This window comes from Streptomyces sp. NPDC093546 (assembly GCF_044765045.1).
Lineage (GTDB): Bacteria > Actinomycetota > Actinomycetes > Streptomycetales > Streptomycetaceae > Streptomyces.
On the sequence record NZ_JBIWJG010000004.1, the window covers coordinates 44,307 to 65,170 of the forward strand.

At 72.3% G+C, this 20,864-nt stretch carries 20 protein-coding genes; 8 read left to right on the plus strand and 12 right to left on the minus strand.

What is annotated here, in order from left to right; translation table 11 throughout:
- The first annotated feature begins 147 nt into the window (after positions 1-147).
- The 3 genes from ACIRNI_RS09855 (at position 148) to ACIRNI_RS09865 (ending at position 3,372) form a co-directional block, all read left to right on the plus strand.
- Positions 148-1,491, plus strand: a complete 1,344-nt coding sequence (locus ACIRNI_RS09855) for a glycosyltransferase family 4 protein (RefSeq protein ID WP_403549985.1) — start codon at positions 148-150, stop codon at positions 1,489-1,491.
- 73 nt (positions 1,492-1,564) lie between these two features.
- Positions 1,565-2,299, plus strand: a complete 735-nt coding sequence (locus ACIRNI_RS09860) for a class I SAM-dependent methyltransferase (RefSeq protein WP_403549987.1) — start codon at positions 1,565-1,567, stop codon at positions 2,297-2,299.
- Complete coding sequence (locus tag ACIRNI_RS09865; RefSeq protein ID WP_403549989.1) at positions 2,296-3,372, plus strand: prenyltransferase; 1,077 nt, start codon at positions 2,296-2,298, stop codon at positions 3,370-3,372. Before ACIRNI_RS09860 ends, ACIRNI_RS09865 begins: the two co-directional genes overlap by 4 nt.
- A gap of 19 nt (positions 3,373-3,391) precedes the next feature.
- Here ACIRNI_RS09865 and ACIRNI_RS09870 read toward each other — a convergent pair whose 3' ends face one another.
- From ACIRNI_RS09870 to ACIRNI_RS09915, 10 genes are all read right to left on the minus strand, one after another.
- Complete coding sequence (locus tag ACIRNI_RS09870) at positions 3,392-3,982, minus strand: hypothetical protein (RefSeq protein WP_403549991.1); 591 nt, start codon at positions 3,980-3,982, stop codon at positions 3,392-3,394.
- Entirely contained in the window at positions 3,979-4,452 is a 474-nt protein-coding gene (locus ACIRNI_RS09875) for a hypothetical protein (protein ID WP_403549993.1), read from the minus strand. The genes ACIRNI_RS09870 and ACIRNI_RS09875 overlap by 4 nt, the downstream gene beginning before the upstream one ends.
- A 21-nt stretch (positions 4,453-4,473) precedes the next feature.
- Complete coding sequence (locus ACIRNI_RS09880) at positions 4,474-5,004, minus strand: hypothetical protein (protein ID WP_403549995.1); 531 nt, start codon at positions 5,002-5,004, stop codon at positions 4,474-4,476.
- Positions 5,005-5,025: 21 nt separating this feature from the next.
- A complete protein-coding gene (locus ACIRNI_RS09885; protein WP_403549997.1) occupies positions 5,026-6,030 on the minus strand; it encodes a hypothetical protein in 1,005 nt (334 codons plus the stop codon).
- Between the two features lie 9 nt (positions 6,031-6,039).
- Complete coding sequence (locus tag ACIRNI_RS09890) at positions 6,040-10,773, minus strand: DUF6531 domain-containing protein (protein ID WP_403549999.1); 4,734 nt, start codon at positions 10,771-10,773, stop codon at positions 6,040-6,042.
- A 155-nt stretch (positions 10,774-10,928) separates the two neighbouring features.
- Positions 10,929-11,222: a hypothetical protein gene (locus ACIRNI_RS09895; protein WP_403550001.1), complete on the minus strand. Its 294-nt coding sequence runs from the start codon at positions 11,220-11,222 to the stop codon at positions 10,929-10,931.
- Between the two features lie 88 nt (positions 11,223-11,310).
- Positions 11,311-12,186 (minus strand): hypothetical protein, encoded by an 876-nt coding sequence (locus ACIRNI_RS09900; protein WP_403550003.1) that lies wholly within the window; start codon positions 12,184-12,186, stop codon positions 11,311-11,313.
- Positions 12,187-12,286: 100 nt separating this feature from the next.
- On the minus strand, positions 12,287-13,144 hold the full coding sequence (locus ACIRNI_RS09905; protein WP_403550005.1) for an N-acetylmuramoyl-L-alanine amidase: 858 nt from the start codon (positions 13,142-13,144) through the stop codon (positions 12,287-12,289).
- Positions 13,063-13,674: a hypothetical protein gene (locus tag ACIRNI_RS09910; protein ID WP_403550007.1), complete on the minus strand. Its 612-nt coding sequence runs from the start codon at positions 13,672-13,674 to the stop codon at positions 13,063-13,065. The genes ACIRNI_RS09905 and ACIRNI_RS09910 overlap by 82 nt, the downstream gene beginning before the upstream one ends.
- Complete coding sequence (locus ACIRNI_RS09915; protein WP_403550820.1) at positions 13,671-14,252, minus strand: class I SAM-dependent methyltransferase; 582 nt, start codon at positions 14,250-14,252, stop codon at positions 13,671-13,673. The genes ACIRNI_RS09910 and ACIRNI_RS09915 overlap by 4 nt, the downstream gene beginning before the upstream one ends.
- A gap of 336 nt (positions 14,253-14,588) precedes the next feature.
- Between ACIRNI_RS09915 and lanL the strand changes: the two genes are divergently transcribed.
- Together lanL and ACIRNI_RS09925 are read left to right on the plus strand one after the other, a co-directional pair.
- A complete protein-coding gene (gene lanL, locus ACIRNI_RS09920; RefSeq protein ID WP_403550822.1) occupies positions 14,589-17,255 on the plus strand; it encodes a class IV lanthionine synthetase LanL in 2,667 nt (888 codons plus the stop codon).
- Positions 17,256-17,269: 14 nt separating this feature from the next.
- Positions 17,270-17,422, plus strand: coding sequence for a VenA family class IV lanthipeptide (locus ACIRNI_RS09925; protein WP_403550009.1), 153 nt, complete (start codon positions 17,270-17,272; stop codon positions 17,420-17,422).
- A 60-nt stretch (positions 17,423-17,482) separates the two neighbouring features.
- Here the strand turns inward: ACIRNI_RS09925 and ACIRNI_RS09930 are convergent, their stop codons facing one another.
- Positions 17,483-17,923, minus strand: a complete 441-nt coding sequence (locus ACIRNI_RS09930; protein ID WP_403550011.1) for an ATP-binding protein — start codon at positions 17,921-17,923, stop codon at positions 17,483-17,485.
- An 84-nt stretch (positions 17,924-18,007) separates the two neighbouring features.
- Here ACIRNI_RS09930 and ACIRNI_RS09935 point away from each other — a divergent pair, with 84 nt between their 5' ends.
- The 3 genes from ACIRNI_RS09935 to ACIRNI_RS09945 all read left to right on the plus strand — a co-directional run bounded on the left by ACIRNI_RS09935 (position 18,008) and on the right by ACIRNI_RS09945 (position 20,588).
- A complete protein-coding gene (locus ACIRNI_RS09935; protein WP_403550013.1) occupies positions 18,008-18,856 on the plus strand; it encodes a Scr1 family TA system antitoxin-like transcriptional regulator in 849 nt (282 codons plus the stop codon).
- Positions 18,816-19,091 (plus strand): DUF397 domain-containing protein, encoded by a 276-nt coding sequence (locus ACIRNI_RS09940; protein WP_403550015.1) that lies wholly within the window; start codon positions 18,816-18,818, stop codon positions 19,089-19,091. The genes ACIRNI_RS09935 and ACIRNI_RS09940 overlap by 41 nt, the downstream gene beginning before the upstream one ends.
- Positions 19,092-19,157: 66 nt before the next feature.
- Positions 19,158-20,588, plus strand: a complete 1,431-nt coding sequence (locus ACIRNI_RS09945) for an MFS transporter (RefSeq protein ID WP_403550017.1) — start codon at positions 19,158-19,160, stop codon at positions 20,586-20,588.
- A gap of 114 nt (positions 20,589-20,702) precedes the next feature.
- Here the strand turns inward: ACIRNI_RS09945 and ACIRNI_RS09950 are convergent, their stop codons facing one another.
- On the minus strand, positions 20,703-20,849 hold the full coding sequence (locus tag ACIRNI_RS09950) for a hypothetical protein (protein WP_355354741.1): 147 nt from the start codon (positions 20,847-20,849) through the stop codon (positions 20,703-20,705).
- Positions 20,850-20,864 lie beyond the last annotated feature (15 nt).

The window sequence follows — 20,864 nt, forward strand, 5'->3', positions numbered from 1 at the left end:
CGCCGTGGCGCGAATCACCTGTTCCGGCTCTTACGGCGGCGCTACCTGCGGGTAGATTCGAGGCTCCCGCAGCGATGCACTTGTAACTTGTTCTAGATCAGCGCGAGCGGTTACGCTCCGGCGAAACGCAGCCAGAAGGGGGCCCGAGTGACCGCTGAGGCCATAGAGGCAGGTCCCCGCGCCGGCGCCCTCGACGGGGCCGCCCCGCGCGCCGACGGAGACGGCGACGGTCCGCTCCGGATCGCCCTCCTCACGTACAAGGGGAACCCCTTCTGCGGCGGCCAGGGCGTCTACGTACGGCACCTCTCGCGCGAGCTCGCCCGCCTCGGGCACACCGTCGAGGTGATCGGCTCCCAGCCCTACCCCGTCCTCGACGAGGGCGACGAGCTGACCGGCCTGACCCTCACCGAGCTGCCGAGCCTCGATCTGTACCGGCAGCCCGACCCCTTCCGTACGCCGAAGCGCGACGAGTACCGCGACTGGATCGACGCCCTCGAAGTCGCCACCATGTGGACCGGGGGCTTCCCCGAGCCGCTCACCTTCTCGCTGCGCGCCCGCCGGCACCTCGCCGCCCGCCGCGGCGACTTCGACGTCGTCCACGACAACCAGACCCTCGGCTACGGCCTCCTTGGCGACCTCGGCGCGCCCCTCGTCACCACCATCCACCACCCCATCACGGTGGACCGGCAGCTGGAGCTGGACGCCGCACAGGACTGGAAGCGCCGCGCCTCGGTGCGCCGCTGGTACGCCTTCACCCGCATGCAGAAGCGCGTCGCCCGCCGCCTCCCCGCCGTCCTCACCGTCTCCGGCTCCTCGCGCGACGAGATCGTGGAGCACCTCGGCGTGCGCGAGGACCGCATCCGGGTGGTGCACATCGGCGCCGACACCGACCTGTGGTCGCCCGACCCGTCCGTCCCCGAGGTCGCGGGCCGCATCGTCACCACCTCCAGCGCGGACGTCCCCCTCAAGGGCCTGGTCCACCTCGTGGAGGCGCTCGCCAAGCTCCGTACCGAGCAGCCGGACGCCCACCTCGTCGTCGTCGGCAAGCGCGCCGAGGACGGCCCCGTCGCGCGGGCCATCGAGCGGTACGGCCTCGACGGCGCGGTGCGCTTCGTCAAGGGCGTCACCGACGCCGAGCTCGTCGACCTCTACCGGGGCGCCCAGGTGGCGTGCGTGCCCTCCCTGTACGAGGGCTTCTCGCTGCCCGCGGCCGAGGCGATGGCCACCGGCACCCCGCTGGTCGCCACGACGGGCGGGGCCATCCCCGAGGTCGCGGGCCCCGACGGCGAGACCTGCCTGGCCGTGCCGCCCGGCGACGCGGGCGCGCTCGCCGCCGCCCTCGGCCGGCTCCTCGGCGACGACGCGCTGCGCACCCGCCTCGGCGCGGCGGGCCGGGCCCGGGTCCTGGACCGGTTCACCTGGGCCCGCGCCGCCCAGGGCACGGCCCAGCTGTACCGCGAGGCCATCGCGGCGCGCGGAGCCCGCCGGTGACCCACCCCCGCCCGACCCCTCTCACCCCCCGCTCCCCCCTCCTCCGCACCCTCCGTGAAAGCAGGCCGTCCCCGTGCTGACCGTCGACTTCACCCGCTTCCCGCTCGCCCCCGGCGACCGTGTGCTCGACCTGGGCTGCGGGGCGGGGCGGCATGCGTTCGAGTGCTACCGGCGCGGGGCGCGGGTCGTGGCCCTCGACCAGAACGGCGACGAGATCCGCGAGGTCGCCAAGTGGTTCGCGGCGATGAAGGAGGCCGGCGAGGCACCCGCCGGAGCCACCGCCACCGCCATGGAGGGCGACGCCCTCAACCTGCCCTTCCCCGACGAGTCCTTCGACGTCGTCATCATCTCCGAGGTGATGGAGCACATCCCCGACGACAAGGGCGTGCTCGCCGAGATGGTCCGCGTGCTCAAGCCCGGCGGCCGCATCGCCGTCACCGTCCCCCGCTACGGCCCCGAGAAGGTCTGCTGGGCGCTCTCGGACGCGTACCACGAGGTCGAGGGCGGCCACATCCGCATCTACAAGGCCGACGAGCTGCTCGCCAAGATCCGCGAGGCCGGGCTCAGGCCGTACGGCACCCACCACGCGCACGCGCTGCACTCGCCGTACTGGTGGCTGAAGTGCGCGTTCGGCGTCGACAACGACAAGGCGCTGCCCGTCCGCGCGTACCACAAGCTGCTGGTCTGGGACATCATGAAGAAGCCGCTGGCCACCCGCCTCGCCGAGCAGGCGCTCAACCCCATCCTCGGCAAGAGCTTCGTGGCGTACGCGACCAAGCCCCACCTCCCGGCGGCGGACGCCAAGTGACCTCACCGGAAAGGGTCGCCGAACACCTCGTCCTGCCCGGCGTCCTCACCGCCGAGCAGGCCGCCGAGACCGTCGCCGGGATCCTCGCCGCCCAGCGCGAGGACGGCGCCATCCCGTGGTTCCGCGGCCACCACCTCGACCCCTGGGACCACACCGAGGCGGCCATGGCCCTGGACGCGGCCGGCGAACACGCCGCCGCAGCCCAGGCCTACGCGTGGCTCGCCCGGCACCAGAACGACGACGGCTCCTGGTACGCCGCGTACCACGACGGCGACCACACCCAGGTCACGGACGCGAGCCGCGAGTCCAACTTCGTCGCGTACATCGCCGTCGGCGTCTGGCACCACTACCTCGCCACCGGCGACGACACCTTCCTCGACCGCATGTGGCCGACCGTCTACGCGGCGGTCGAGTTCGTGCTGCGCCTCCAGCAGCCCGGCGGCCAGATCGGCTGGAAGCGCGAGGCGGACGGCACGCCCGTCACCGACGCGCTGCTGACCGGCTCGTCCTCCATCCACCAGGCGCTGCGCTGCGCCCTGGCCATCGCCGAGGAGCGCGAGGAGCCGCAGCCCGACTGGGAGCTCGCGGCGGGCGCGCTGGGCCACGCCATCCGCAGCCACCCGGAGCGGTTCCTCGACAAGAGCCGCTACTCCATGGACTGGTACTACCCCGTGCTCGGCGGCGCCGTCACGGGCCCGGCCGCCAAGGAGCGCATCGAGCAAGGCTGGGACGCCTTCGTGGTCCCCGGCCTCGGCGTGCGCTGCGTCGTGCCGAACCCCTGGGTCACGGGCGGCGAGAGCTGCGAACTGGCCCTCGCCCTCTGGGCGATCGGCGAGTCCGACCGGGCCCTGGAGATCCTCCAGTCCATCGGCCACCTGCGCGCCGAGGGCGGCATGTACTGGACGGGGTACGTCTTCGAGGGCGAGCGCGCGGTCTGGCCGGAGGAACTCACCACCTGGACGGCGGGCTCCCTGCTCCTCGCGGTGGCCGCCCTGGGCGGCGACGAGGCGACCACCGCCGTCTTCGGCGGCGAACGCCTCCCGCGCGGCCTGGAACCGGACTGCTGCGGGTAGCCACCGTAGGCCGGGGGATCTAGAACCCCATGGGGTCGGGGTGCGGCGTGAGGCCGGGGTCCTCCGACCACACCAGGCGGGTTTCGAGGTCGTCCCCGAGGAGCTCGCGCAGCCGGTCGGCGACCCAGCCGTTCCAGTAGACGGCCTTGGGTGCTTCCGGGACGCGGAAGGCGGGGAGGGCATAGGAGACGGCATTCGCCCGGAAGACGGCCTTCTTGATGTCTCCGGTCGTCTTCTTCGCCTTCGAAGACCGTCGCGTGTCCAGGCAGTCCACGACGGCCTCGACGGCGTAGAGAAGAAATTCTCCGGCCTTCGGGTCGTCGGTACGAACAGGCACGAACCTTCCAGCGGCCGTCAGATCGCCGTGCAAGGCGTCTGTGATGCGCCGGCTCAGCACCGGGGCACTCGGGTAACCCGAGGGGAAGTCGGCCACCCGCAGGGCCGGGTCTCCGTTCCATTCCGCTCTCATGTCCCGAGGGCAATCCCCGGAGTTACCGGTGCGCTGCCAACGCATGATCTTTCGCACGGAGCTGTCGAACAGCAGCGTGCGGAACTCGCCGAGGGCGGGCAGCAACCGGTACACCCGGCGAGGGTCTTCGTACGCGGTCATCGGGCGTGAGTTCCGGCGGAGACCAGGACGTAGTCGTAATAGAGGGGGTAGCCCTCCTCGTCGGTGGGGTATTCGTAGCTGCTCTCGTTCGCGAAGATGATGTCGAGGTCGGGCACGGCGTCGAATCCCAGGTCGTCCTCCTCCACCGGGTGCCCCCGCTCCGCGAGGCGCTGCTGCAGCTCCTCGTGCGGTGTGCGGAAGACGTCGATGGCCTCCAGCGTGACGCGCACATCGGCGTCCTCATTGCGGAACCGCCACAGTTCCACCTGGCTCAGGAGCCCTTTGGTGAATCCGAGCACGACATGGGACCGGGACTCCTCGTGTGTGAAGACGATCTGTCCCGGCTCGGCGTTCTCCTCCCCGCCGTGCGTGAGGTGGCCGAGTTCCCGTGCCGCCTGCCGCGCCTCCTCGACCGGCATGCCGAGCCGGAACGGCCCCGCGCCGACGTGCGGCAGAAGTTCGATGTCCATGCGTGCCGTCCTTGAGGGTGCCTACAGGAAGCCGGAGCTCGGCCGGAAGCCGTGGCTGTCGGCGGGGAGGTCGCAGAGGATGTCCGACTCGATGTCCCCGGTGACCAGGAGCCGCTCCAGGAACTCGGTGCAGGACATGGGGAAGCGTTCCCAGTCCGGGCCGCGGCCCTCGTGGACCATGACGGTCCAGTCGTCCGGGTCCTGGCCGGGGCGGAGGAGCCAGTAGAGGGTCGCGCCGTCCTCCGTCAGGGCCCAGGCGATGACGTCGCTGCCTTCCTCGTCCAGCTCCGGGGGCGTGGAGCCGCTGCGCTCCAGCGCCCCACGGCGGCTGCCCGCGTTCTCCTTGAGCAGGTCGTACGACGGGCTGACGCCGTGGGGCGCGAGCAGCCAGACGGCGTCGTCGAAGACGCCACCGCCGAAGGCGTCGACCAGGACCTTGTAGTCGCTGGGCAAGGTGCCGCCCAAGGCGGCCTCGACGTCCGGCCAGTTCGTCGGCTCCGGTGTGTCGGGTGGCGGGATGACCCTGGCGAGGTGCTCGACGTGCGGGTTCACAGCTCACCCCGGACAAGGAGTTCAGGCACCGGAACGCCAGCGCCGGACGGTTCCGTCCTCCACCGTCAGCCACGTGCCGTCGCCCAGCGCCAGCGGGTCGAAGCACTCCGTGCCGGGGTAGTCCAGTTCGGCGGCCGGCTGCAGGGTGTGGCCGTCCAGGACCAGGTGCCGGTTCTCGTCGGAATCCTGTTCCTCGGCGACGGCTACGAGGACGCGGTCCTTGTCGAGGAATCCGGGACGGTAACCGACGAAGATCAGGTCCTCGGGAAGTACGTCCTCGGCATCGACGCTGACGTCGGCCCGGCCCGGCTCGTAGCGACTGAGCCACGTCCCGCCCACGTCGAGCTTGAGAACGGCCCCGTTCATGCCGACTCCGGCGAACAGTTCGTCGTCCAGGCCCAGCGGCTCCGCGCGCAGGTCGTCCTGGGTGGAGGTGACCACGAGCGAGAAGAACGTGTCCCCTTGCGCCGCGTTCAGCAGGAGGTGTCCCGGATCGGTGAGGGACTGCTGGAAGACGTAGCCCGCCGAGGCCGACGGCAGCACGGTCTCCCTCAGCCGTCGGCCGTCGGACAGGTCCAGGGCCATGCACAGGTCGCCGCCGTAGGGCGAACCCGCCTCCATGGGACCGGGCACGGTGGCGACGAGCCGGTGCCCCGACGCGTCGGCGGTGCAGGCGGCGGAGGCGTTGCGCTGATCCGCCCAGGGCTGGTGCTCGTACGTCCAGCGCACCTGCCCGTCCGCCTCGTACACCGTGATGGCGTCGCTGCCGCTCACCGCGAGACCGCCGTCCGGCAGCGGGGAGGCGAAACCATGACCCCGCCCCGGACGGGGAACCGGCCAGCGGCGCCGCTCGGCGAAGACGCGGGCCGGGCCCCCGTCGACACGTCCCACGACGATCTCGCCGTCGGCCTCCGCCACCAGCCAGATCGCGCCGTGGCGCACCAGCCAGGCGTCATGGGCGTAGAGGTCGATTCCGGGGAATTCCTCTTCGGCGACGAGTTCGGCGGCAAGGGGTGTGTAGTCCATGCGTCTTGTTTACAACGGTGAGTGCCGCGCGGGCCAATAGAACATCTTCTGCTGCGTCCCCTGGGTGCCTGGTTCCATCTTGCCGAACATGGCTCCGCCACTGCCGCGGATGACGGGTGAACAGAACTTGTCGCACACGACGTTCGAGGCCGCGCCGTGCGTGGGAAGCCAGGTGGGCACCTCCTTCCCGCTGTTCATGCGGGAAAGGAAGGCAAGGATGTTCTGCTCGGCGTGACCGCCCTTGTCGCCCTTGGGAACCTTCATGTACTCGTCGTTGGGCAGGGGAGTGAGGCCCAGGGACTGGGCGAGCTTCACCTGCTCCTTGGTGAGCTTCGACTTGCTCGTTCCTGCGACGAACGTCGCGGGGCCTTCCGGCGTCATCGCGTGGATGACGGCGACGGTCTGCTTCTCCCGGGCGATTCCCTGCTTGAGGTTGTTGATCTGGGTGGCCAGGTCCTGGAGCTGCTGCATGCACGGCGCCAGCCCCATGGGATCGGAGACGGTCGCCGGGTTGGTCACGTACCCGGCCGGGTTGGGCGCCGGGGCCAGCCCCAGCGGGTCGGGGGTGACGTAGCGGCCCGGCTCGGGGTCGTAGTGGCGGAAGTGGTTGTAGTGGAGCCCGGTCTCCGGGTCGGCGTACTGGCCGGGGAAGCGCAGCGGTGTGTAGGCGGTCGCGTCGCGGTTCCAGGTGGTGGCGCCCCACTGGGTGGCGCGGCTGTGCCAGGCGATGTCGCCGGTCTCGTCGACGAGCTCGGTGGGAGTGCCGATCAGGTCGGTGACGATGGCGAAGAAGCGCGCGTCGATGTCCCGCTGGTCGCCCTCACCGCCACTGTCGCCGCCCGCGCCGCCGACACCGCCCACCCCGCTCGCGCCACCATCGCCTTGGCCCGGCGGCGGCACCGAGGGCGTGCGCGTGCGCTTCTCGGCCTGCGCCAACGGCCGGTACCCGTCGTACTCCCACGTCAGCGTGATGCCCGTGTGCCGGTCCGTCTGTTCGGCCAGCTGCCCGCCGTCCCAGCTGAAGACCGTCTCCTCGACGACCTGCCCGTCGGGTGCGTGCCTGCGCTTGGCGGTGCGCCGGGCGAAGGCGTCGTACACGTACGTCCACAGCACCCCGTCGGGTGTGGTGCACGAGACCAGCCTGTCCTCCGCGTCCCAGTCGTAGCGCCATACGTCGGGCTTGCGGGACAGTCGCTTCTTGCGGCGCTCGACGACGCGACCGGCCGCGTCGTAGGTGTACGTCAGGCCACCGGCGGAGTGCAGGCGCGTCCCGCCGTAGGCGCGTGCGCCACGGGACTCGGGGTGCGGTGACGCGTCGGGCCACGCCGCCTCGGTCTGGTTCCCCTCGCTGTCGTAGAGGTACCGCTCGCTCCAGCCCCGTGCCTCCACGCCGAGCGGTCGCCCGTCCGGGTCCAGCCTGAACTGCCGCGTCCGGCCCGTCAGCCGGTCGGTGACGGCCTGGAGGTGGTCGTCGGCCCGGTAGGTGTACGCCCTGGAGCGCAGCGTCCGGCTCTGGGCGACGAGCGACTGTTCGCTGATCCTGCCGAGCGCGTCGCGGGACGTGGTCAGCGTGACGGGGCGGTCCGGCAGGCCGAAGACGCGAGCCACTTCCTGCCCCCGGGCGTCATGGCCGAAGGTCAGCGCATGGCCGGCGAGGTCCAGGCGGGTGCGGTTGCCCGCCGCGTCGTACACCTCGGAGGTCGTCGCACCGCTCGGGGTGACGCGCCCGGTGCGGCGCCCGACGGCGTCGTACGTGTAGCGGGTGGTGCGGCCGTCGACGGTCTCGGCGACGAGGCGGCCCAGGACGTCCCACTCCATCGTCATGGTGGACTGCGGCGAACGGGCGCCGGTGAGCCGCCCCGCGCGGTCGTAGGTGAAGGTGGTGACGGTTCCGTCCACCTCCTTCGCCACCAGTCGGCCCATGGCGTCCATGTGGTGCGTGACGGTCTGGCCCAGCGGGTTCGTACGGCTCAGGCGCCGGCCGGCGTCGTCGTGCGTGTAGGTGAGGACCCTGCCGTCGAAGTCCGTCTCGCGCACGACCCGGCCGGCACTGTCGTAGGTGTACCGCCAGGTGAGGCCGGCCGAGTTGCGCACCTCCGTCAGGCGCCGCTCGGTGTCGTAGCCGAACTCGTAGCGGGCGCCCCCGGGGTCGGTGCGGGCCGCCACCAGGTCGAAGTGCGTGTAGGCGAAGCGGGTCTCCCCGCCGTTGGCGTCCGTCTCGGTGAGGCAGTTGCCTTCCCCGTCGTACGTCCACGTCTGTTCGGTCCCGTCCGGGGCGACGCGTCGCAGCAGCCGTCCCTCGACACTCCACTCGAACGTGGTGACGGCGCCCAGGGGGTCGGTCATGGTGACGGGCCGGCCGAAGGCGTCCCGGGTGAACGTGTGCGTGTTGCCCAGGGCGTCGGTGCACGCCATGGGCAGCCCCGCCCGATCGGGCTCGAACGTCTCGGTGGCGCCGGCGGAGTCCGTGATCGCCACGATGCCGCCGCGGGCGTTGTGCTCGTAGCGGGTCGTGCTGCCGTCCGGAGCGATGAGTGCAGTGTTGTTGCCCGCGGCGTCGTACTCGCGCCTCCACACGGCGCCGTCGTAGCCGGTGACGACGACGGGCATGCCGGACTCGTCGTACTCGGCGGTGGAGACGGTGCCGTCCGCCTCCTGTACGGCGATGAGGTTGCCCCGGTCGTCCCAGGTCCACGTGGTGGTCCCGCCCTCGGCGTCCGTACGGCTGAGGAGGCGGTCGTACCGGTCCCAGCTCTGCGTGACCGTGCGGCCCAGGGGGTCGGTCTCGGCGACCACCTGGAGCAGCGCGTTGAGGTGGAAGACGGTGGTGGCCCCGGTGGAGTCGGTGAAGCGGGTGAGGCGCGGCTCCGTCTCGTAGGCGAAGGTCGAGGAGAGGAAGCCGTCGGGACCGATCGTGCGGACGACCCGGCCGGCGTCGTCGTAGACGTACCGGTAGGTGGAGTCGTTCCGGTCGGTCCAGGAGGTGATGCGGCCCTCGCTCTCGTAGGTGAACCGCAGGGGGAGGCCGGAGGAGTTCGTGACGGCGTCCAGGTTCCCGTCGGCGTCGTAGCCGAAGGAGACGATCGGCACCGGGCCTCCGGGGGCCTGCAGGGCGAGCCCCGTCACGCGGCCCAGCTCGGGGTCCGAGGACACCAGGACGCGGTAGCCGCCCTCGTGGACCACCGCGGAGGGCAGGCCGTCCTCCATGCGCCCGATGTGGAAGGCGTTGCCGTTGCGGTCCTCCACCTCCGACAGCCAGTACAGGCCACCACCGGAGTACGGGCTGCCGGTGAAGTGCCGCGTCAGGCCCGACGCGGGGTCGCTGACGGCGTAGGTGACGCGGCCCAGTTCGTTCCGGTCGACGAAGGCGAGCGGCGCGCGGTCGCCCTCGAGGGGCAGGACCTCCGTGCCGTCGTCACCCGGCAAGCGCGGATAGACGAGCACCGAGCCGTCCTCGCGCGCCCAGGCGACACCGGTGCCGGTCGGTTCCAGACGCTCGTCCAGCGTCGACGCCCAGCTGGGCCCGAAGCAGTGGCCGTGGCGGTAACCCGAGATGTGCGTCCGCCGCAGCACCAGCGGCAGCACCGCCGCGAGTTCCAGGTCCGTCTGCGGCAGCACCATCTCGCCGCTCGCGACGTCGACGGGGTCGGTCGCGCAGCGGCGCGCGGCCAGGGAGATGCCCGCCTCGCGGGGGCTGTCCTGCGCCTTGCGCATCGACTCGGGCCCCTGGTTGCGGCGTGCTGGCCCCGACGTGCCCCGCTTGCCGTCCAGCCCGCCGTCGTCCTTGCCGGTGGGTGACTTGACGCGCTTGGCGGCGTCGTGGACGCCCTGGTCGGTGTCCCGGTGTGTCTTGGAGCCGCCCCTGATGGCGTCGGGGAGTTTCTTGCCGATGTGGTCGCCGAGGTCGTCGAGGGCTTTGCCGAGCTTCTCGGTCACGCCCTCGATGGTGGTGTCCAGGACGGCGGTGAGGGAGTCCTTGCCCTTGGCGCGGCCGTGGTGGGACTTGGCCTTGCCGAGCTTGCCGCGCGTCTTGCCCTGCATGGCGATCTGTACGTCGGTGAGGTTGCCGCCGGCCTTGCCGTGGGCGTCGTGGTCGATCACCGGGCCGCCGCCGCGTCCGCCGCCCGCGCCGCCGGCGGAGTTGATCTGCAGGCCGTCCTTGCCGGCCTGGACGGTCTGGCCGGTGTTGTAGCCGTCCTGGACGCCGGTGACGTTCAGCGCGGTCTGGATGGCCAGGTCCGCCACGACGTTCTCGATCGCGGCGACCGCGGGCTGGGTGAGCACCGCGACGATCTCGGCGACGGCCGCCTCGGCCATCTCCTTGAGGATCTTCTTGAAGGCGATGCGGGTGGCGGCGATCTTCGCACCGGCGAGCAGGGTGGACAGGCCGGCGGTGACCGGGGCGAAGGCGAGGGTGATGCCGACGGTGGCGCACAGGTCGGCCAGTTCGCCGACCGCGGCGATCTTGCGGGCGACGATGATGTCGGCGACCCGGTCCAGGGCGTCCGCGACGAGCCGGGCGGCCTTCGCCAGGTCCGCGTGCTTGCCCTGCACCTTGGACCAGTGTTTGTCGAGGGCGGTCAGCGACTCGCTCTGCCCGGTGGACAGCAGTCGCTGGATGTGCTGGTGGGCCGCGTGGCCGTCGTCGTCCGCGTCCTCGGCGAACTCCCGCAGCGCCGTGGCCATGTCGCGGTAGGCGTCCTCGTCGACGTTCGGCCAGCCCACGCCAACGATGTCGAGCATCGTGTCGACGCCTTCGGGAATGGTGTAACCCACAGCGCAAAGCCCCCGTTTCACGCACTGTCATGCCGCGGCAGATCGTTTCAGCATGCCATGTGACGTGCAAGGGACTCGAAGCGGTTCCCTAAAGTGAAGAGTTCGGCGGAGCCGGACACGACCTAGTACCGGCGTAGCCGGCCCGCCAGCAGGTGCCCGGCGAAGACGTACACGATCGCCGCGAGGCCGTACCCCGTGACGACGCGCAGCCAGGCCGCGTCGAAGGTGAACAGGTCATGGGACCAGCCGGCGAGCCAGCGGGCCGCGCCCTGGACGAACTGCACCAGGTCGTTGGCCCGGTTGGCCTCCAGCAGGTACATCAGGATCCACAGGGCGATGATGGCGGCCAGGACATCCGCGAGGACCGCTATGGCGGTCGCCGCCTGCGTGCTTCCGTTCCGATGACGGGGAGACATGCGGTACGGGTTGCCGCTCGGCCCCGCCCCAAACGTGAACGGCCCCCGCCCGCAAGGGCGAGGGCCGTTCACGTACGGATCGGGCCGGTCAGCCGCGCTGGATGCCCGTCGTGTCCTGGAGCACGCCGCGACGGCCGTCCTGCGTCTGGGCCACCAGGCCCTGGCCGCGCTGCTCCACCGCCAGGTACCAGGTGCCGGGCGCCAGTTCGGCGATCGGCGTGGGCGAGCCGTCCTCCGCGTACAGCGGGCGCGCGACCGGGACCGCGAACCAGAACGGGGAGAAGTCCGAGGGGGCCGCGGCCGCCGGCGCCGGAGCCGGAGTGTGCTGCTCGGCCTGCGGCTGCTGCGGCTGCTGGCCCTGCGCCGGCTGCGGCTGGCCCGGCTGCTGGGCGGCGGGGTAGCCGTAGCCGCCCTGCGGCTGGCCGGGCTGGCCACCGTACGGCGGCTGCTGCGCGCCCGGGTAGCCGTAACCGGCCTGCGGCTGGCCAGGCTGCCCGCCGTACGGCTGCGGCTGCTGGGGGCGCGGGGCGCCCAGGAGCGGGGCCTTGAGGGCGGGGACGAGCGGCGCGGCGACGGCGGCGACGGCGAGCACGATGGCGGCCAGCAGGCCGAGGATCATGCCCGGGCCGGCGTCGGCCTCCATGTCGATGATGGTCCAGAAGGCCGTCCACAGCGCGAAGATGGCGAAGGCGACGCCGAACTGGCCCAGGTCGATGCCCGCGACCTTGCGGCCCGGCATGGCCCGACCGACGACGATGAGGGCCGCACCGATGACACCGGAGAGGAACATGCTCATCAGAAGGCCCAGGGAGTCCCAGGCGTTCGGCGCGTCGTAGTCCGGGCAGGCGGTGGAGCCGGCCGGGCAGTCGATGCCCGGGGTCAGGCCGAGGAACGAGGCGACGAACAGCACCACCGCTGCTCCGATCACCACGCCATCGCCTCGAGTGAGGGAGCGGATGTTCACGTGTAGAAGTCCTTCGTCGGTTGTGTCGTCGGGATGCGGGGGTGGCGTGAAGCACACGGGGGCGGCCCCATCGTACGGATGAATCTATCGTCCGCCCGGCCTAGTCCCGTAGGTAGGTGCTGATCCCGTCCGCGATCCCCCGGGCCGCTTTCTGCCGCCACGCGGCATCCGTCAGCAATGCGGCGTCCTTCGGGTCACGCATGTTGCCGCATTCGATGAACACTTTGGGCACGGTCGACAGATTCAGTCCACCGAGATCTTTCCGTACGTCCAAACCGTCGCCGCCGCCCACGTAGTTGGCGGGCGCGCTGCCGGTGGCCGCCGCGAAGCGCGCGGCGAGGCGCTCGCCGAGGGCGCGTGAGGGGCCGACGATCCGTGCCGTGTCCGCCGTACCGCTCTTGACCAGGGCGGGAAGGATGACGTGGAAGCCGCGGTTGCCGACGGCGGAGCCGTCCGCGTGCACGGAGACGACGGCGTCGGCCTTGGCCTCGTTGCCGATCCGCGCGCGTTCGTCGATGCAGGGCCCGAAGGGCCGGTCGGCGTCGTGGGTGAAGCGCACCGTGGCGCCCTGTTCCTGGAGGAGGGTGCGGAGACGGTGTGAAACATCCAGGGTGAATGCGGCTTCGGTGTAACCGGAGTTCGTGGAGGTGCCGGTGGTGTCGCATTCCTTGCGGTTCGTCCCGATGTCCACCTGTGCGGCGATCTCCTTGGGGTGGGAGAAGTTGCCGGGGTTGTGCCCGGGGTCGATGACCACGACCTTTCCCGCGAGGGGGGCGGCCGCCGCCGTCGAGGCGGCGGTCGTCGGGGAGACCACCGCTGGCCGCCGAGGCGCCTTCGCGTCGGATCCGTCCGCCCCGCAGCCGGCCGTCGCGGCGATCAGGGCCCCGGCGGCAGCGAGGACCGCGGTACGGCGGCGGACGGCGCGGCGGGCGGGGGAGGGGCTGAGGTCGTCGTGCACGCGGCGATGCTACGCGCCGCCGTGGCCTGGAGGCTGTACACGTCGCCCACCCGCAGCGAGTCCGGCGTGCTGAACTCCCCGTACGTGCCGATGACCGACACCTCCACCCCTGAGCCCGGCTGCCGGAACCGCCGGTAGAAGGGGGCGTTCGCCGGGGTCTCCGGCACCTCCACCAGCGGGACGCCGCGCCGCTCCAGCAGGCGCCGCAGCTTCGCGAACCGCAGCCTCGGCGCGAAGCGCCCGTACCGCGCCCGCACGGCCTCGTTCACCAGCCGGCTCCCGCCGTGGGCCAGGCGGTGCACCTGGAGGGTGAGGTGGTGGCCCGACCACGGTTCCCCGGCGGAGGCCCGGTCCCAGAAGAACTCGGCCAGGCCGTAGTCCCGGTGCAGGCTCCGGTCGCCGAAGCGGTTCTCCGCGAAGTCCGCCCCCAGCACCTCGGTCACCTGCTCCGGCGAGTCCGAGGGCCGCACGCCCAGCACGGTGCCGGTGGTGACGACGTCCACGTAGAACGCCAGCGAGTACGGCGTCACGCGCCCGTGCGCCGCAGCACGCGCAGCGAGTCCGTCACCGAGACCTCCGTGAACGCGCCCGATTCCAGCGCCCGCAGGTAGATCCGGTACGGCGCCTGCCCGCCGTCCGCCGGGTCGGGGAAGACGTCGTGGATGACCAGCAGCCCGCCGGGCGCCACGCGCGGCGCCCAGCCCTCGTAGTCGGCGGTCGCGTGCTCGTCGGTGTGGCCGCCGTCGATGAAGACCAGCCCCACCTCGCCCGCCCATACCTTCGCCACCTGCGGCGACCGCCCGACGACGGCGACCACGTACTCCTCCAGGCCCGCCTTGTGCAGCGTCCGGCGGAACGTCGGCAGCGTGTCCATCAGCCCGACCTCCGGGTCAACCACCGTCGGGTCGTGGTACTCCCACCCCGGCTGCTGCTCCTCGCTGCCCCGGTGGTGGTCGACCGTGACGACCACCGTGCCCGCCGCCCGCGCCGCGTCCGCCAGCAGGATCGTCGAGCGCCCGCAGTACGTGCCGACCTCCAGGAGCGGCAGCCCCAGCCCCGCCGCCTCGGCCGCCGCCGCGTACAGCGCCAGCCCTTCCCGTACGGGCATGAAGCCCTTGGCCGCCTCGAACGCGGCGAGCGTCTCCGGCTTGGGCGTAGCGGCCACGGCTTCCTCCTGGACTGGTGGGGACTGTGTGCTGGGCGATGTGCCTACCGAGCGGTCACATCGTAGGCGCGGCCACCCGCCGCCCCGCCGGGCGCCTCCCTCCGCGCCGGAGCGTGCTCCCGGGCGGGGGACCAGCGGGTGCGCGCTTACCGGAAGGGGTGATCCCGGCCGGGGTGGCGTTGGTATGCCTATGTCATCGGGCACGCCCCTCCCAGCGGTTCTCACCTCTGGGAGGGGCCACGTATGACAAGTACGACCTTGGAAACCGCCACGACGGCCGTGACGGACACCGCACCCGAAACCGAGCTGGAGGCCCTCCTCCACCGCGTGCTGCGCGCCACCGGCACCGCCGAGCGCTGGACCGCCGCCACGGACGGGACGTGGTGCCACGTCGTCCCCGGATCCGGGACGCCCCGCGCGCAGGGCTGGAAGCTGCACCTGTCGGCCACGGTCGCCTCCGCCCCGACGGTCCTCACAAAGGCCCTGGACGTCCTGCTTCGCGAGGAGTCCGCGTTCAAGTTCGCCCGGTCGCTCGACCAGGTGGGCGCGCTCAACTCCCGCGCGACGCCCCGGGGAAGCGCGGGCAAGTTCCTCACGATCTACCCGCGCTCCGACGCCGACGCCGTCCGGCTCGCCGAAGAGCTGCACCGGGCCACCGCGGGGCTGCCCGGCCCCCGCGTCCTGTCCGACCAGCCGTACGCCCCGCACAGCCTCGTGCACTACCGCTACGGAGCCTTCACCGGCAGGCGGCGGCTGTCGGACGACGGTCTGCTGGTGTGGGTCGTCGAAGACCCCGACGGCAACCCCGTGGAGGACAAGCGGACGGGCCGCTACACCCCGCCCCCCTGGGCGGTCTGTCCCTTCCCCGCCACGGTGCCCGCCCCGCCGCCCGGCGACGACGCGGTGCCGGGCGCCCCCGTGCTGCTCGGCGGCCGCTTCGCCGTCCGCGAGGCGATCCGGCACACCAACAAGGGCGGCGTCTACCGGGGCACCGACGTCCGCACCGGCGCCGCCGTGGTGATCAAGGAGGCCCGGCCCCACGTCGAGGCCGACGCCTCCGGCCGCGACGTCCGCGACTGGCTGCGCGCCGAGGCCCGCGCCCTGGAGCGGCTCAAGGGCCTGGGCCTGGCACCGGAACCGCTGGCGCTCTTCGAACACGGCGGCCACCTCTTCCTGGCCGAGGAGCGGATCCCGGGCGTCAGCCTGCGCACCTGGGCCGCCGAACACTTCCGCGACGTCGGCGCCGAGCGCTACCACGCCGACGCCCGCGCCCTGGTCGCCCGACTCGTCGACGTCGTCGCGGCGGCCCACGCCCACGGCTGCGTCCTGCGGGACCTCTCGCCCGGCAACGTCATGGTCCGCCCGGACGGCGAACCGCGCCTGATCGACCTGGAACTCGCCGTACCGAGGGGTGACGACCCCCTGCCGACCCGCGTGGGAACCCCTGGCTTCAGCGCCCCCGAGCGCCTGGCCGACGCACCCGTCTCCCCGACAGCCGACCTCTACAGTCTCGGTGCCACCGCCCTCTTCGCCCTGGCCGGGAAGGTGCCGCAGCTGCTGGACGACGAGCCCGCCGCCCGGCCCGCCGAACAGCGGCTCGCCACCTGGCTGGCCGCCTGCGCCGGACCGCTGCGCCTGCCGGACACGCTGGCCGAGGCGATCCTCGGCCTGATGCGGGACGACCCCGCCGAACGCTGGGACCTGCCCCGGGCCCGCGCGGCCCTCGGGAGGCCGATCCCGGCGCACGCGCTGGGTGACGGCGCCCGTCCGGAGCCGGGGGACGACGACACCGAGGACGCGGTGGCCGGGATCGTCGACCACCTCATCGCCTCCATGGCCCCGGCGGACGACCGACGGCTGTGGCCCGTGTCCACCAGGGCCGGAGAGAGCGACCCCTGCGTCGTGCAGCAGGGCGCGGCCGGCGTCCTGGCCGTGCTGACGCGGTACTTCGAACTCACCGGCGACCCCCGCCTGCCCGAGGTGCTCGCCACGGCGGGCCACTGGATCGCCGTCCGCGCCGACACCGGCTCCCCCCGCCCCGGCCTGCACTTCGGCGCGCGCGGAACCGCTTGGGCGCTGTACGACGCCGGACGCGCCCTCGACGACCGCCGGCTCACCGACCACGCGGTGGCCCTGGCCATGGCACCGCAGCGGACCACGCCCAGCCACGACATCACCCACGGCACGGCGGGCAGCAGCCTCGCCGCCCTCCACCTCTGGCACCGCACCGGCGATCCGCGCTTCGCCGAACTGGCCGTCGACGCCGCCGACCGCCTGACCGCCGCCGTAAGCCGCGAGAAGCCCGGAGTGAGCTGGGCGGTCCCCGCCGAAGCCGTCTCTCGGGCGGCCGGCAAGCGCTACCTCGGTTTCGCCCACGGCACGGCCGGCATCGGCTGCTTCCTCCTCGCCGCCTCGGCCGTCTCGCACAGCCCCGCGCACCTGGAGCTCGCCGTGGAGGCGGGCGAGGACCTGCTCGCCCACGCCGTACGCGTCGGCGCGGCCACACGCTGGCCCGCGCAGTACGGGGACCAGCCCACGGCCCCGTACTGGTGCCACGGCGCCGCCGGCATCGGCACCTTCCTCGTCCGGCTGTGGCGGGCCACCGGCGACGACCGGTACGTCGAGCCCGCCCGCCGTGCCGCGCACGCGGTGCTGGAACAGGCCTCCCGTGCCCCGCTCACCCAGTGCCACGGCCTTGCGGGCAACGGCGACTTCCTCCTCGACATGACCGATGCCACCGGGGATCCCGCCTACCGGGCCATGGCCGAGGAAGTCGCCCGCCTCATCCTCGCCGAACGGGCCCGCCGGAACCGTCATGTGGTCTTCCCCAACGAGTACGGAGACGTCTCCACCAGCTGGGCGGACGGATCCGCCGGAATCCTGGCCTTCCTCCTGCGCCTCAGTCACCCCTCGCCCCGGCACTGGATGGTCCAGCCGCCGGCCTGAGAAAGGAGAACCCCATGGACAACCAGGACCTCGAACTGCTGGCCCGGCTCCATGCCCTTCCCGAGACCGAGCCCGTCGGCATCGGCGGAGACCCGTTCGCCGCGACGTGCGAGTGCACGAACCTGCTGACCATCGAGCTGAGCCTCTGCATGGGCGTCACCTGCTAGGCGGGCGGCGCTACCACCCGTCCGGCGGCTGCCCCCGACAGCCGCCGGACGGAGCGACGGTCACATCGAGGACGCGGCCCCGCGCGGCGGCTTGGCGTCGCACTCGAACCACACCGTCTTGCCGTCCGCCAGCGGCACCGCCCCCCACCGGTCGGTCACCGCCTCCACCAGGAGCAGCCCCCGCCCGCCCTCGTCCAGCTCGTCCCCTCCGCCCACCGCGAGCGGCGGGCGCTCGGACGCGTCCGAGACCTCCACCCGCAGCCCGTCGGGCTGCCGCAGGAACAGCACCGTGCAGCGCCTCCCCGGCACATGCCGTACGACGTTGGCGACGAGCTCCGTCATGGCCAGCTCGGCGGCGTCGGTCAGTTCGGCCAGCCCCCAACGGATGAGGTAGGTGCGCAGGATGCGCCGCATGTGACGGGCGGAGTGCTCACCCACGGTGAAGCCCATGCGATAGCCCGCCTCAATGTCCCCTGGTGAGGGGTGGGTTGCGTGATTCATGTCACCAGAGTGCGGTGGCATGGTTACGCTCGGCTACAGACTGAATTGAACGCCGCAAGGCGTGAACTTGGGGGTGGCCGCCGCATGGTCAACATCCGCGACCTCGATCCCAGCGCCTCACCGCTGGACTACTACGGCTCCGAACTCCGCCGCCTGAGAGAGGCGGCCGGGCTCAAGCAGGGAGAGCTCGGCGCCATCATCTTCTGTACGGGCTCGCTCATCGGCCAGGTCGAAACGGCGAGGAAGGTCCCGACCCGCGAGTTCTCCGAGCGCGTGGACGCTGCGCTGGGCACGGGTGGGACGTTCTCGCGGCTTGTGGGGCTGGTGTTGCGAAGCCAACTGCCGCACTGGTTTCAGCCGTACGCGGAGATGGAGGCGAAGGCGGCGTACATCTCGTCGTACCAAGCGCAGCTGGTCGATGGCCTGCTCCAAACGGAGGCCTACGCACGGGCGGTGCTGGGCGCCCGCACCGACGGGAACCTCGATGCCCGCGTCGCCGCTCGCCTGGAGCGGCAGCGGATACTGGATCGGGAGAACCCGCCTCTGATGTGGGTCGTGCTCAGTGAGGCCGTACTGCACCAGGAGGTCGGTGGCCGGGAGGTCATGCGAGAGCAACTCACCCATCTGTTGGGCCTCCAGGGGAGGGAGTGGGTGAAGGTACAGATCCTCCCGTTCTCCGCCGGTGCCCACGCGGGGATCATGGGCGCGTTCACCATCCTGCGGTTCGACGACGATCCGGACCTCGTCTACACCGAGGACTTCGTGCAGGGCCATATGGCGGCCAATCCTCAGGCTCTCAGGGAGGGTTGCCTCCGTTACGATCACCTCCAAGCCGCCGCCCTCTCCGTCGAGGATTCGGCGGCGCGGATCGCCCGCGTAATGGAGGAACGTTATGGAGCCCATCCAGAACCTGACGGGCGCACGGTGGCGTAAGTCGTCCTACAGCGGCGACACCGGCGGGCAGTGCGTCGAGTGCGCCCCCCTCGGCGCCGTCGCCTGGCGTAAGTCCAGCTACAGCGGCGACACCGGCGGCGACTGCGTCGAAATCGCCGAGCAGCCCTGCCGCGTCGCCGTCCGCGACTCCAAGAACCCCGAAGGCCCGGCCTTCACCGTCGCGCCCGCGGCCTTCGCCGCGTTCGTCGCGGCGGCGGCAGAAGGGGACTTCTGACGTAGGGCGGGTCGTACGCCGAATGCCCGATGTACGACCCGCACCGCACCTGCGACCATGACACTCATGGTCCAACCGCGCTCCGACACCCCGACTCCCGACTCCGCCACCGCCCCGGCCCCTGCCCGCACCTGGCCCGTCCTGCTGGCCGCCTGTGCCGGGCAGTTCCTCGTCGTCCTCGACGTCTCCGTGGTCAACGTGGCGCTGCCGTCCATGCGGACGGACCTGGGCCTGTCGGCGCTGGGCCTCCAATGGGTGCTCAACGCGTACACCATCGCCTTCGCCGGGTTCATGCTGCTCGGCGGGCGGGCGGCGGACCTCTTCGGGCACAAGCGGGTGTTCCTGACCGGCCTCGGGCTGTTCACGGCCGCGTCCGTGGCGGGCGGGCTCGCGGTGGAGGGATGGCAGCTGCTCGCCGCCCGCGCCGTCCAGGGGCTCGGGGCAGCCGTGCTGGCGCCCGCGACGCTGACCATCGTCACCGGGGCCGTACCGGCCGGGCCCGCGCGGACCCGGGCGATAGGGACCTGGTCGGCGGTGGGCGCGGCCGGCGGCGCGGCCGGGGGACTGGTCGGCGGCGTGCTGACGGACCTGCTGTCGTGGCGCTGGGTGCTGCTCATCAACGTCCCCGTCGGGGTCCTGGTCCTGATCGGCGCCGCGCTGTGGGTGCGCGAGAGCCAGGGCCGCGGCGCGCGGCGCCTCGACCTGCCGGGCGCGGTGCTCGTCACGGGCGGCCTGGCGGCGGTCGCGTACGGCATCGTGCAGACGGAGGAGGCCGGCTGGGGCGCGGCCGGGACGCTGGTGCCGCTGCTGGGCGGCCTCGTGCTGCTGGCGGCGTTCGTGGCGGTGGAGGCGCGTACGGCGGCGCCGCTGATGCCGCTGAAGCTCTTCCGCTCGCGGGCGGTGTCGGCGGCCAACGTGTCGATGCTGGTGAACGGTTCGGCGTCGTTCGCCATGTGGTTCTTCATGACGATGTACGTGCAGAACGTGCTCGGCTACACCCCGCTGGAGGCCGGCCTCGCGCTCGTACCGAGCTCCCTCAGCGTCTTCGCCGGCGCCAAGCTGGCGCCCCGCCTGATGGCGGTGACCGGTGCGCGGAACCTCGCGGTGCTCGGCACGCTCATCGCCACGGCGGGCTTCGGCTGGCAGTCGCTGATGGACGCGCACAGCGCGTACCTGACGATGATCATGGGCCCCGGCATCCTGATGATGCTCGGCATCGGCCTGGTCATCACCCCGATGGCCTCGCTGGCCACCTCGAGCGCGGCCGCCGGCGACGCGGGGCTCGTCTCGGGCCTGGTCAACACGTCCCGCACGATGGGCGGGGCCCTGGGCCTCGCCGTCCTGTCGACGCTCGCCGCGGCCCGCACCTCCGGCGGTACGAGCCCGGAGGCCCTGACCGCCGGATACGCGCTCGCCTTCCGCGCGGGCGCCGCGATCCTGCTGGCGGGAGCGGTGTTGATGGTGGTGTGGCTGCCGCGCCGTACGACGGACCAGTAAGGGCCGGAAAGGCCGAGTGGCTGGCCGGCTTCTTGCCTGAGAGCCCGGTACATGAGGAGGAGGGCCGCCCCAGGGGGTTTCCCCGGGGCGGCCCTCCTCGCGTGCGACGGGTCGTCAGGCCGCGGTGCCCTGGTTCGGGACCTTGCGGTGACGGCCGTGCGGCTGGGAGGACAGGTCCTCGGTCGTAGCCGCGCCCCCTCGGTGCTTTCCGGAGCCGCCGGCGTCCCCCTGCGGTCGCGTCGCGTGGGTCGTGTCGGTCATGGCCTCAGACATGTG

Excerpts from the sequence above, each read along its gene's own strand:
- ACIRNI_RS09950 (WP_355354741.1), bottom strand. The coding sequence starts at position 20,849 with ATGACCGACACGACCCACGCGACGCGACCGCAGGGGGACGCCGGCGGC.
- ACIRNI_RS09925 (WP_403550009.1), top strand. The coding sequence starts at position 17,270 with ATGGACAACCAGGACCTCGAACTGCTGGCCCGGCTCCATGCCCTTCCC.
- ACIRNI_RS09935 (WP_403550013.1), top strand. The coding sequence starts at position 18,008 with ATGGTCAACATCCGCGACCTCGATCCCAGCGCCTCACCGCTGGACTAC.
- ACIRNI_RS09885 (WP_403549997.1), bottom strand. The coding sequence starts at position 6,030 with ATGGACTACACACCCCTTGCCGCCGAACTCGTCGCCGAAGAGGAATTC.
- ACIRNI_RS09875 (WP_403549993.1), bottom strand. The coding sequence starts at position 4,452 with ATGGACATCGAACTTCTGCCGCACGTCGGCGCGGGGCCGTTCCGGCTC.
- ACIRNI_RS09895 (WP_403550001.1), bottom strand. The coding sequence starts at position 11,222 with ATGTCTCCCCGTCATCGGAACGGAAGCACGCAGGCGGCGACCGCCATA.
- ACIRNI_RS09940 (WP_403550015.1), top strand. The coding sequence starts at position 18,816 with ATGGAGCCCATCCAGAACCTGACGGGCGCACGGTGGCGTAAGTCGTCC.
- ACIRNI_RS09870 (WP_403549991.1), bottom strand. The coding sequence starts at position 3,982 with ATGACCGCGTACGAAGACCCTCGCCGGGTGTACCGGTTGCTGCCCGCC.
- ACIRNI_RS09945 (WP_403550017.1), top strand. The coding sequence starts at position 19,158 with ATGGTCCAACCGCGCTCCGACACCCCGACTCCCGACTCCGCCACCGCC.
- ACIRNI_RS09890 (WP_403549999.1), bottom strand. The coding sequence starts at position 10,773 with ATGCTCGACATCGTTGGCGTGGGCTGGCCGAACGTCGACGAGGACGCC.
- ACIRNI_RS09930 (WP_403550011.1), bottom strand. The coding sequence starts at position 17,923 with ATGAATCACGCAACCCACCCCTCACCAGGGGACATTGAGGCGGGCTAT.
- ACIRNI_RS09915 (WP_403550820.1), bottom strand. The coding sequence starts at position 14,252 with ATGCCCGTACGGGAAGGGCTGGCGCTGTACGCGGCGGCGGCCGAGGCG.